The 11,114-nt window shown below is 72.4% G+C and carries 9 protein-coding genes; 3 read left to right on the forward strand and 6 right to left on the reverse strand.

Annotated features, from left to right (window positions below; all coding sequences use genetic code 11):
* Positions 1–4 precede the first annotated feature (4 nt).
* Complete coding sequence (gene pflA / locus GVL03_RS15140; protein ID WP_373683848.1) at positions 5–907, forward strand: pyruvate formate-lyase-activating protein; 903 nt, start codon at positions 5–7, stop codon at positions 905–907.
* A 36-nt stretch (positions 908–943) separates the two neighbouring features.
* Here the strand turns inward: pflA and dxr are convergent, their stop codons facing one another.
* Together dxr and GVL03_RS15150 are read right to left on the reverse strand one after the other, a co-directional pair.
* Positions 944–2,029: a 1-deoxy-D-xylulose-5-phosphate reductoisomerase gene (dxr, locus tag GVL03_RS15145; RefSeq protein WP_159501841.1), complete on the reverse strand. Its 1,086-nt coding sequence runs from the start codon at positions 2,027–2,029 to the stop codon at positions 944–946.
* Between the two features lie 27 nt (positions 2,030–2,056).
* Positions 2,057–2,998: an FKBP-type peptidyl-prolyl cis-trans isomerase gene (locus GVL03_RS15150; protein ID WP_159501842.1), complete on the reverse strand. Its 942-nt coding sequence runs from the start codon at positions 2,996–2,998 to the stop codon at positions 2,057–2,059.
* 125 nt (positions 2,999–3,123) lie between these two features.
* On the opposite strand from GVL03_RS15150, the gene GVL03_RS15155 reads away from it, so the two are divergent.
* Complete coding sequence (locus GVL03_RS15155; RefSeq protein WP_235038192.1) at positions 3,124–3,918, forward strand: 1-acyl-sn-glycerol-3-phosphate acyltransferase; 795 nt, start codon at positions 3,124–3,126, stop codon at positions 3,916–3,918.
* 104 nt (positions 3,919–4,022) lie between these two features.
* Here the strand turns inward: GVL03_RS15155 and GVL03_RS15160 are convergent, their stop codons facing one another.
* A complete protein-coding gene (locus GVL03_RS15160; protein WP_159501844.1) occupies positions 4,023–4,496 on the reverse strand; it encodes an OsmC family protein in 474 nt (157 codons plus the stop codon).
* Positions 4,497–4,582: 86 nt separating this feature from the next.
* On the opposite strand from GVL03_RS15160, the gene GVL03_RS15165 reads away from it, so the two are divergent.
* Entirely contained in the window at positions 4,583–5,569 is a 987-nt protein-coding gene (locus GVL03_RS15165) for an asparaginase (protein ID WP_159501845.1), read from the forward strand.
* A 211-nt stretch (positions 5,570–5,780) separates the two neighbouring features.
* Here the strand turns inward: GVL03_RS15165 and GVL03_RS15170 are convergent, their stop codons facing one another.
* From GVL03_RS15170 to GVL03_RS15180, 3 genes are all read right to left on the reverse strand, one after another.
* Complete coding sequence (locus tag GVL03_RS15170; protein WP_159501846.1) at positions 5,781–7,037, reverse strand: saccharopine dehydrogenase family protein; 1,257 nt, start codon at positions 7,035–7,037, stop codon at positions 5,781–5,783.
* Positions 7,038–7,203: 166 nt separating this feature from the next.
* Positions 7,204–10,038, reverse strand: coding sequence for an FtsK/SpoIIIE domain-containing protein (locus GVL03_RS15175; protein ID WP_159501847.1), 2,835 nt, complete (start codon positions 10,036–10,038; stop codon positions 7,204–7,206).
* 90 nt (positions 10,039–10,128) lie between these two features.
* The gene (locus GVL03_RS15180) at positions 10,129–10,899 is read right to left on the reverse strand and encodes a PP2C family serine/threonine-protein phosphatase (protein WP_159501848.1); all 771 of its coding nucleotides are present in this window, start codon (positions 10,897–10,899) and stop codon (positions 10,129–10,131) included.
* Positions 10,900–11,114: the final 215 nt, after the last annotated feature.

Raw genomic sequence — 11,114 nt, forward strand, 5'->3', positions numbered from 1 at the left:
CCTCGTGAGTGCGTCCGCCCTCCCCCTGCTGCCCCGCACGGTGACCCGCCTCGACGCGCCGGACGACGTGGCCGGCGCGTCGAGGCGGCGCGGGGCCGGACTCCACGGCCTCGCCGTCGCCGACATCGATCGGGCCGGACGCCTCGCCGCGATGCGTACCGGCGAGCTCGGCTCGGTGCACTCCTGGGAGCTCGTCACCGCGGTCGACGGTCCCGGCACCCGCCTCACGCTCTTTCTGAACGGCTGCCCGTTGCGCTGCCTCTACTGCCAGAACCCGGACACCCTCGCCATGAAGGACGGCGTCCCGGTCCACGCGGATGCGGTGCTCGATCGGCTGCGCCGCTACCTGGGCGTGTTCCGCGCGACCGGGGGCGGGCTCACCCTGTCGGGCGGCGAGGTGCTCATGCAGCCCGCCTTCGCCGCCCGCATCCTGCGCGGGGCGAGGCAGCTGGGTGTGCACACCGCGCTCGACACCTCGGGCTATCTCGGCGCGCACGCGACCGACCGGATGCTGGAGGACACCGATCTCGTGCTCCTGGACGTCAAGTCCGGCGACGAGGACGTGTACCGGCGCGTCACCGGGCGCGAGCTCGCCCCCACCCTGGCGTTCGGCGAGCGGCTCGCCGGGAGCTCCGACATCGCGATCTGGATCCGGTTCGTGCTGGTTCCCGGTCTCACCGACGACCCGGGGAACGTCGCGCGGGTGGCCGAGTACGCGGCGTCGCTGAACGCCATCCGTCCGGGCGCGGTCGAGCGGATCGAAGTGCTCCCCTTCCACCAGATGGGGAGGGACAAGTGGCACGAGCTGGGTCTCGAGTACACGCTGGAGGACACCCCCGCGCCGACTCACGAACAGCTGGAGCTCGCCCGCGCGCCCTTCCGCGCGCGCGGCCTGCTCACCTACTGAGCGTCCCCTTCGCGGGGAGTCGGCGCTCGAGCGCGATCACCGCTCGGCGGCGATCGCGGCGTCGGCGGTGTCCCGCGCCCACCGCTCGGCGTGGGCCAGGGACTCACGGGTCACGACGCCCGGCGCCTCGTGGCGGTCGACCACCCGGCGGACCGTGTCGAGGATGCCGGTGAATCCCAGCCTGCCCTCGTGGAACGCGTCGACCGCCTGCTCGTTGGCCGCGTTGAACACCGCGGGATAGGTCGAGCCCGCCCGCCCCACCTGCTTCGCGAGGGCGACGGCCGGGAACGCGCTCTCGTCCAGCGGCTCGAAGGTCCACGCCGCCGCGGTCGTCCAGTCGAGCGGGCGGCCCACGCCGCCGAGGCGGTGCGGCCAGTCGAGACCGAGCGAGATCGGCAACCGCATGTCGGGCGGCGAGGCCTGCGCGATGGTCGAGCCGTCGACGAACTCCACCATCGAGTGCACGATCGACTGGGGGTGGACGACGACGTCGATGCGCTCATAGGGCACGCCGAAGAGCACGTGCGCCTCGATGACCTCGAGCCCCTTGTTCACGAGCGTCGCGGAGTTCGTCGTGACGACGCGCCCCATGTCCCACGTCGGGTGGGCGAGGGCCTGAGCGGGTGTCACCGACTCGAGCTCCGCGCGGGTACGTCCGCGGAACGGACCGCCGGATGCGGTGAGCACCAGCCGGCGCACCTCTTCCGGAGCACCGGCACGCAGCGCCTGGGCGATCGCCGAGTGCTCGGAGTCGACGGGCACGATCTGGCCGGGTGCCGCGATCGCGGCGACCAGGTCCGCCCCGACGATGAGCGACTCCTTGTTGGCCAGTGCCAACGTCCGCCCCGACTCGAGCGCGGCGAGCGTGGGGCCGAGGCCCACGGACCCCGTGATGCCGTTCAGCACCACATCGGCCTCGACGTCGCGGACGAGCTGCTCGGCCGCCTCCGCCCCGAGGGCGACGTGCTCCACACCGAACTCCGCGGCCTGGGCCTCGACGCCGGTCCGGTCGGAACCGACGGCCAGACCCACGACCTCGAAGCGGCCGGGATGGGCGCGGACGATGTCGAGCGCCTGGGTCCCGATCGAGCCGGTCGATCCGAGGACGAGCACACGCCGCATCCGAGTGTCCTTTCCGCCCCGCCGCGGTCAGCCCGCGATCGGATGCTGCGTCGCGAGGATGTCGACGACGAACACGAGCGTCTCGTTCTGCAGCTCGTTCCCCTCGACCGCACCGTAGCCGAACTCGGGCGGCACCACGACGAGCACCTGGGATCCGACCGTCTGGCCCTCCAGCGCCTGACGGAAACCGTCCACGACGCTCGTGGTCGCGAACGAGGCCGGCACCCCGCGATCCCAGCTGGAGTCGAAGACCGTGCCGTCGGACCACTGCACCCCCGTGTACTGCACCAGCACGGTGTCGCCGGCGAGCACCTCGGAGCCGTCTCCCTCCTTCAGCGTCTCGAGTTCGACCGCGGTGGGCGCCTCGGCGTCGGGGATCGTGATGGTGGGAGCGCCGTCGTCGTCGAGCGTGACGGCCGGAAGCCCCGTGACGGGCTCCTGGTCCTCGCCCCACGCGGCGGTGGGGGTGATGCCGAGCAGATCGATCACGTAGACCGCGGCGGCGCTCGACGAGCTCGACGGGAAGGTCGCCGCGACCCGCGTGCCGATGGGGGCGCAGCCCAGCACCTGTCCGAGAACCGAGTCGGGCGAGATCTGCTGCGGCAGGATCTGGTCGGCCTCGTAGCCGGCAGCGTCGACGACCTGGCCGGTCTCGACGTCGTAGGCCGACACAGCGTAGCTGATGAAGTCTCCGCCCGCGATGGAGGTGCCGTCGCCCTCGACGACGACCGTGCTCTCGAGGTCGGTGACCTCGAGAGGCGCGGAGAAGGAGACCGCCGGAGTCTGACCGACCTCGCCGCTCACCTCGATCGCGTTCGATGCGTCGCCGGCATCCACGGCCACGTCGCACAGGTCCGCGGCCGCGGTCGCGGACGGGCTGGCGTCATCCCCTCCGGACGAGGAGCAGCCGGCGAGCGCGAGCAGCGAGACGGCGGTGACGGACAGGACGACGAGCGGACGGACGCGCACGGAGGACCTCAATCGATCGGGACGGGAGTCCCGCCCATCATTCCGCATCCGCATAGGTCCTGGCTGAGAGGGGCGTCGATCGGGCCATGCACGGCGAGGAATGCGATCGGGAGTACCCTCTTGTGGTGACCTCCGAGGAGAGCCCCGAGCCCGAGACGCCGCCCGCCGAGACCCCGTCGGTGGGCGGCGATCCGGTCTCGAACGTCGGTTTCACCTACCTCCTCGGACGCTACGTCCTGGCACCTCTCGTGCGCGTCGTGTACCGCCCGCGCATCGAGGGGAAGGGGAACGTCCCCCGGAAGGGGCCGGTCATCTTCGCAAGCAACCACCTGTCGTTCATCGACTCGTTCGCCATCCCGATGGCCTCGCCGCGGCACGTGCAGTTCCTCGCGAAGTCGAGCTACTTCGACGGCAAGGGCCTGCGCGGCTGGATCTCCCGCGAGTTCTTCACGGCGATCGGTGCCAGCCCCGTGGAACGCGGAGCCGGCCAGGCGGCCCTGGACGCCCTCGACCAGCAGCGCCGGATGCTCGAGGCCGGCAAGGGCATCGCCCTCTACCCCGAGGGCACCCGCTCGCTCGACGGACGCCTCTACAAGGGGCGCACCGGCGTCGCGTTCCTCGCCCTGCAGACCGGAGCGCCGGTGGTGCCGGTCGGTCTCATCGGCACGAACGAGATCATGCCGGTGGGGGCGAAGTACCCTCGTCTCCGACCGCGGATCACGGTGCGCTTCGGCGCCCCGATCGACGTCTCGGCGCACGGCGCGGCGACATCGGGTCGGGCACGACGCCTCGCGACCGACGAGATCATGGCCGCCATCCACGCCCTCTCCGAGCAGGAGCTCGCCGGCGTCTACAACGAGGTCCCGGCGCAGGGCCCGATCGAGCGCATCAAGCAGGTGCTTCCGCACGAGCGCATGTGAGCTCTCGGCGGCGATCCCTCCCTGCGGGTCTCCGCGTCGGCGGCCTGTGCCGCTGACGACCAACGAAGGAGGCGAAATCTCCCCACTCCGGGGAGACTTTCGCTTCAGCCCGCCGCGGTGACCACGGCGTCGTGACGCACGGGGAAGTTCACCGAGTTCGCGATGAAGCACCACTCGTGCGCCTGCGCATGCGCAGCCGTAGCCGCCTCGACCATGGACGCATCGGCGACCACCACCCGCGGATGCAGGACGACCTCGGTGAACCGGCCTGATCCGGCACCGTCCTCGATCATCGTGCCCGTCGCCTCGTCCTCGTAGGACACGACGACGACCCCGGCCGTCACGCACGCGTGCAGATACGACAGCAGGTGACATTCCGAGAGCGCCGCCAGCAGCATGTCCTCCGGGTTCCAGCGCCCCGGATCCCCCCGGAACGGCTTGTCGCTCGAGGCGAGCACGTCGGGCTTGCCCTCCACCGACAGCGTGACGTCGCGGGCGTAGTCGCGATAGCCGCTCGTCCCGGAGCCGCGGTTGCCGGTCCAGGCGGCGTGGAGACGATAGTGATGCGCGCCGTTCATGCCTTCCAGTCTGGCACCCGCGGGCCGTGCCCTGCCGCCACGGGAGGACCTCTCGGCGCGCGATCACACGGCATTAGGCTGGTCGGATGCCGCAGACGTTCCCCGTGACCGCCGCCGTCGAGCTCGCCGTCGTCGAGCGGAGCGGGTTCGTCGAGTCCCGGCACACCGGATCGGCCGTCGTCCTCTCCCCCGACGGCGCGCAGACGTCCCTCGGGGACCCGTCCGCCCCGATCCTGCCGCGCTCCACGCTGAAGCCGCTGCAGGCGCTCGCCTGCCTCACCGCCGGCGCCGCGCTCGAGGGCGAGCGCCTGGGGCTCGCCACGGCGAGCCACGTCGGCACCGACCGTCACGTCGCGGTGGTGCGCAGCATCCTCGAGGACGCGGACGCGACCGAAGACGACCTGGGCTGCCCCGCAGCGTGGCCCGTCGACTCCGCGACCCGCGACGAGCTCGCGCGCGACCACGCGGCGCCGGCCCGCGTGCGCATGAACTGCTCCGGAAAGCACGCCGCGATGCTGCTCGCCTGCCGGGCGAACGACTGGGAGACGGCGGGCTACCTCGACCCGGCGCACCCGCTGCAGCTGCACATCCGCGAGGTCGTGGAGCGTCTGACCGGCGAGAAGCCGGCGACGATCGCGATCGACGGATGCGGCGCGCCCGTGCCGACGCTCAGCCTCGTGGGTCTCGCCCGCGCGCTGCAGCGGATGGGGACGTCGTCGGAGCGATCGCCCTTCGCCCTGCACCGTCAGGCGGCGACCCTGATCGGCGCGGTCCGTGCACACCCGTGGACGATCGAGGGGCCGGGGCGTCCGGACACCGTCGTGATCGAGCGGACCGGCGTCTTCGCGAAGACCGGGGCCGAAGGCGTGCTCGTGATGGTGGCCCCCGACGGCACGACGGTCGCGCTCAAGATGCTCGACGGCAGCCCTCGCGCGGCGAGCGCGGTGGGCCTGCGGCTGCTCGAGCGCGCCGGCGCCGTCTCGACGTCGGATGCGGAGAAAGCGCTCGGCGACCTGTCGCTCGCCGTTCACGGGGGTGGCGCGGTCGTCGGCGCCATCCGCGCCACCGTCTGACCCGAATCGATCATCGACCCCGGGTCGCTGATGCGAGAGTCGCCTCTGACCCGAGAGTCCTCACGCTTCGTCTCGCTGCGCTCGCTCAGCGACCGGGCTTTCGCACCCCACGGAGTGCCCCGCAGGGGCGCTGAGCAGCTGACCCGAGAGTCTCGTCTTCTCGGTCCCTGAGCGAGGAGCGAAAGCTCCGAGACGAAGGGGCGCGGTGCGCTCACCCCCTGAGGGCGCCTGTCCGAGACGCGGGCAGCGGCTTCTCCTCGATGCCCCACGGCGAGCCGTAACCTTCGGGTGCGGGAGCCGCCAGCAGGTCGAGGAACGGTCGCGCGTCGAACGCCTCGGGGCCGAGCACGCCCACCCCAGACCACGTGCCGCGGGCGAGCAGCTCGAGGGCGACGACGGGGTTGACGGCCGTCTGCCAGACCACGGCCTGCGAGTTGTACTCCCGCATCGTGACGTCGTTGTCGGCCACGTGGTAAAGGTAGGTCGAGCGTGGCTCGCCATCCTTTCCCGTGCCGGTGACCCACACCCCCGCGCAGGTCTTGCCCGTCATCCGATCGCCGAGCGTGGCGGGGTCCGGGAGGGCCGCCGCCACGACATCGCGCGGCGACACCGCCACGCCCTTCACACTGATCGGATCGGTGCGGTCGAGTCCCGTCTTGTGCAGGACCTGCAGCACCTGGATGAACTCGTCGCCGAGGCCGTACTTGAACGTCACGCGCCGGGCGTTCGTCCACCGCGGCATGAGCAGCACCTCCTCGTGCTCGACGTTGACGCATTCGACCGGTCCGATGCCGTCGGGGAAGTCGAACACCTCGGGCTCGGAGAAGGGCGGGGTCGTGTACCAGCCGCGGTCCCGCTCATAGACGACGGGCGGGTTGAGGCACTCCTCGATCGTGGTCCAGATCGAGAACGACGGCGCGAAGTCGTACCCGTCGACGACGAGGTTCGCCCCGTCGCGCACGCCCAGCTCATCGATCTCCGAGAACAGCTCGTCCTCGGCGTAGCGGGCGAACACGTCCGAGAGTCCCGGCTCCACTCCGATCCCGACAAGCGCGAGACGCCCCGCTGCGGCCCACTGCTCGGCCTTCTCGAACTGCTCGTCACCGAGCTTCACACCGGTGCGCGAATAGGGCTCCTCGGGATGCGGCCGCGACAGGCTCATCGCCATGTCGAGGTAGGTGGCGCCCGCGGGGAAGGCGCCGTCGAAGATCGGGAGGACGAAACGCGGGTCGACCGCGTTCAGCACGTGAGTCGCGCGGTGTGTACGGATGAGGTCGGCCACCGCAGCGGAGTCCGAGGCGTCGACCTGCGCGGCGCTCACCCTCGCATCCCCGAGCTCGTCGACCAGTGCCTGCGGGCGGGCTGGATCGTGGTCGGCGACCACGAGCGTCTCGAAGAAGTCACGACGGACGGCGATGCGGGCGGCGGCGGAACCGACGCCGCCCGCGCCGATGATGAGGATGCGCATAGAACTCCTGTCAGGTCAGGTCAGGTCAGGTCGACGGATCGGCTCCCCCTGCAACGGAAGCCGGCGGCGATCGCCGCAGGCTGCCGCCCCCTTGCGCTCCGCGCGCCGCAGATCGGTACGGACAGACGGGCCATGTGCTGAACGTAGGGCCCGGCGCCGGAGGCGGTCAAGCGGCTCGGCGGCGCAGTGCCTGCTCCTGCCCGGGCAGCACGACGCGTCGGGGACGGTCGCCGTCGCCCAGCAGCCACGCGCGCCCGCGCCCGGGGGCGCAGTACGGCGGCAGGATCCGATCCCCGGTGAGGATGCGGTACTCGACGAGGCACGACGCGTCGACGACCAGCTCGCCGCGGCTGCGCACGGTCTGGAGGAGTCGCCACGCCCGTTGCCACTGCTCGGGCTCGCCGAGGATCGCGATGGCGGGCTCGCGCTCACCCACCCTCCGGGCGAGCGCCTCCGGGTCATCGCCGATGTCGAGCACCGTCGTCCCGTCGGCCGCGAGGGTCGCCGCGAGGCGCCGTGCCGGGCCGCCGGCGCGGATCACGAGGCCGACGGGCAGGCCGCCAGGCCGCCAGGCCACGGGCTGCGGCGACGCAGCGGGTTCCGGGGCCGATCCGGGCGCGGCGATCTGCACGCTCCGACCGTCGAGCTGCGCGCGTCCTGCCGGCGCGGCCGGATCGTACGCGGAGGGGTCGGCACCCGCCGCCGCATGGTCGAGCCGGGAGGGCAGGCGCAGCACGGCACGGCGCGGCAGGAGTTCCGCGATCCGGGCGAGGGGACCGACGAGCCGCGCCGTCGAGACCACGACCCGCCATCCCATCGCCCGGCCGTTGCGGCAGATCTGCTCGAGCATGGCAGCAGCAGCCGCCGCGTAGTCCGGGGGAAAGCCCGCCAGGGCGGCGTCGAGGTCGTCGGCGACCAGCAGCGACCCCCGCGCCGCTCCCCCGTCGGTCAGCTCGCAGAGACGATCCCACAGCGGCTCGGGGTCGTTCGGAAGTGCCAGGACGACCCGTGGATCGGCCTGGGCGGCGATCGTCCGGAGTGCGGTCGATTTGCCGGAGCCGGGTCCGCCGACCACGAGCAGGCCCGCATCCCCTTCGCCGAGCCGGACGGGGTGGTGCCGCTGGCGATCGGGTTCGTCGGCGAGGCCGATCACCGGCTCGACGACGCTCCCCGCGCGCGGCAGGAGGTCGTCGAGGGCGAGCATCTCCGGCAGCGCCGGCTGCCAGGGCCGCCGTGGGCGGGGCTCCTTCCCCCGCGAGCGGACGATGGCGGAGACGTCATCGGCGCCGGTGCGCGCGACCCGGATGAGCGCGGGTGCCGCATCGGCGGCTCGGCGCACCAGCGCCAGACCGCGTGCGCCCGGGTCTCCGGGAAGGGCGGCCGCCGCATCCGTGCCGAGCACGTAGCGACTGTCGGCGGGATCGACGACGCGCAGTCCGACCCGCAACGGACAGTTCGCCAGGAGCGCATCCCGGATCACCCCGGTCGCCCGCTGAGTTCCGAGGATCAGGTGCATGCCGAGGGCACGTCCGCGCGCGGCCACGTCGGCGAACACCGCGCCGAGCTCACGATGACCGTCCAGCAGCGCGGCGAGCTCGTCGACCACGATCACCAGGCGCGGCAGTTCGACCCCGGGATGGTCGATGTCCCGGGCTCCGGCGCGGGCGATCACCGCCTCACGGTGGCGGATCTCCGCCCGCAGGCTCTCCAGAGCGCGACCCGCGCCCGCGCCGTCGAGATCGGTCAGCACGCCCGTGACATGCGGCAGTTCGGCGAGGGCGTCGAACGCCGTGCCGCCCTTGAAGTCGGCGAGGAGGAAGACGACCTCACGAGTCGATCGGCTGGCGCACAATCGCGCCACCCAGGTGACGAGCAGTTCACTCTTGCCTGCGCCGGTCATGCCGGTGACGATCGCGTGCGGGCCGTCGACGACGAGATCGATGCGCGCAGGCGCCGCGCCGTCGTGCCCGAGGGCGACCGCGAGACCCGGGGACGCCGCGTCGACGCCGAGGTCGGCGAACGCCACGGCGCCCGGCACGTGATCGAGCCCGCCGATGGCCGCAGCCCGCTCCGACAGCGCCACGGAGATCCGCTCCGCCTGCGCGGCGCCGAGCGCCTCGATCTCCACCGGCACCGACCTGCCGGCGTAGTCCAGCCGCGCCGACCCCGCGCCGACGAGCGTCAGGACGGCGGCACAGTGCGGAGGCGGGATGGCCCCCGGCGACACGACCACGACGGCGAGATCTTCGCGTTCCCGCCCCGCCGCCTCGCGCGCGTCGAGATGGCAGATGCGGGGTGCGGGGGCGGCATGGGGAAGCGTCCGCGCCCAGGTCGGGGTCCTCGTCCCGCCGATTCTCACGTGACCGGGCGGATACGCGCAGCACAGCTGCACGACGAGCGCCCGGGCGACGGCCTGCGCGAGCACCGGCGGCCCGACGACCGCGACTCCGGCCTGCGCCGGCACGATGATCGGCGCGTCGGCCAGTCGGGCCGCCGCCTCGCGCAGATCGCGGACGGTCTCGTCGTCATCGTCCCCGTCGATCCGCACCGCGCTGTCGGCCGTCCCCGTCCCGACGACGAGCGTCCCCTCCCGACCGGGGACGCTGCGCCAGATCTCCCGAGGCGCCGCGAGGTAGCCGAGGACGTCCGGATGCCGGTTCCGCAGGAAGACGCGTTCGTCCTGGTGCCGCCGGGATATCTCGGCACCGATGCGTTCCCGCGCGCGCACCCGGTCCCTCGACGCCACCCGCCGGTCCCGACGCACCGTCCGTGCGCCGTCGACCGCGGCGGCCGCCGCGATGACCGGCCCGAGTGCTGCGAACCACAGCGCGAACGGGGAGCCGGTGGCCAGCCACAGTCCGAGCGCTCCCACGATCGGGACCAGGGAGGCGAGCCAGGGCACCGGTGTGCGCCGGGTCGCAAGGGGAAGCGGCGGGACGACGAGCGCGGGGGTGGACGACGAGCGCGCGGATGTGGCGGGCGATGGGGGGACGATGAACACCCGGCCAGTCAATCCCCCGCCGGCGCACCCGGGCGCCCGCGATGCCCCGTTGTGGACGGATGAGCCGTGAACGGGGCGGAGGAGGAGAGGTCAGTCGCCGTGGACCACGTTGAGCACGATGATCGTGACGTTGTCGCGACCGCCGTTCTCCAGAGCTGCGTCCATCATCGCCTCGGCGGCGTCGGCCGGGTCGGCGTGCTCCCGCAGGAAGTGCTGGATGCCGTAGTCGGTCAGCTCCTTCGTCAGGCCGTCGGAGCAGATGACGAAGCGGTCTCCGTCTACGACCTCGAGCCGCACGTAGTCCGGACGGACGCTGTCGCTCGGACCGACGGCACGGGTGATGACGTTCCCGTACGGGTGGTGTTCGGCCTCTTCGGGGCTCAACCGGCCGGCCGCGATGAGCTCCTGCACGACCGAGTGGTCGGTGGTGATCTGCACGAGCGTGTCGTCGCGGAGGAGGTACACCCGCGAGTCGCCGATGTTGAGGCTCACCCAGTGCGGTTCGGTGCCGCTCGTGTCGAGGTAGACCCCGGTCACGGTGGTGCCGGTGCCGTCGTCGGTCGCCTCGGGGTGGGCGGCGATGTCCTTGACCGCACGCGCGAGCGCCTTCTCGATGGTCTTCGGGGTGACCGATCCCGCCTCGACGACGGCCTTCAGGCGCGTCACCGTGTTCGAGCTCGCGATCTCGCCGCCGATGTGCCCGCCCATGCCGTCCGCCACCACGAACAACGGGAAATCGGCCAGGAGGGCGTCCTGGTTGACCTCTCGGCGCTTGCCGACGTCCGTCACCGCCGCCCACGACAGCTCGAGAGATCCCTGCGCCAGCGGAACGCTGTGCAGCCGGGTCGCTGCGTGGGGCACGCGGTGTCCTTCCGGTCGCGAAGCAGGTCACCGAGGGGCGACCACGGCGTTCTCACATCCTAACGGGATCGCTTCCACGCCGTTCGTGCGCCACCCCGCGGGAGGCGAGGACCCCCCTCCGCGTGGAGGGGGGTCCTCGCCTCGTCTCGTCTCAGGCGCGGGGGGCGTCGGGGTCCTCGGGCGCCGGAGGTGCCGGCGGCGGGGTGTATCCGGTG

Origin of the sequence: Microbacterium sp. 18062 (assembly GCF_902706225.1) — a bacterium.
Taxonomy (GTDB): Bacteria; Actinomycetota; Actinomycetes; order Actinomycetales; family Microbacteriaceae; genus Microbacterium.

Excerpts from the sequence above, each read along its gene's own strand:
- dxr (WP_159501841.1), bottom strand. The coding sequence starts at position 2,029 with ATGCGGCGTGTGCTCGTCCTCGGATCGACCGGCTCGATCGGGACCCAG.
- GVL03_RS15160 (WP_159501844.1), bottom strand. The coding sequence starts at position 4,496 with ATGAACGGCGCGCATCACTATCGTCTCCACGCCGCCTGGACCGGCAAC.
- GVL03_RS15165 (WP_159501845.1), top strand. The coding sequence starts at position 4,583 with ATGCCGCAGACGTTCCCCGTGACCGCCGCCGTCGAGCTCGCCGTCGTC.
- GVL03_RS15170 (WP_159501846.1), bottom strand. The coding sequence starts at position 7,037 with ATGCGCATCCTCATCATCGGCGCGGGCGGCGTCGGTTCCGCCGCCGCC.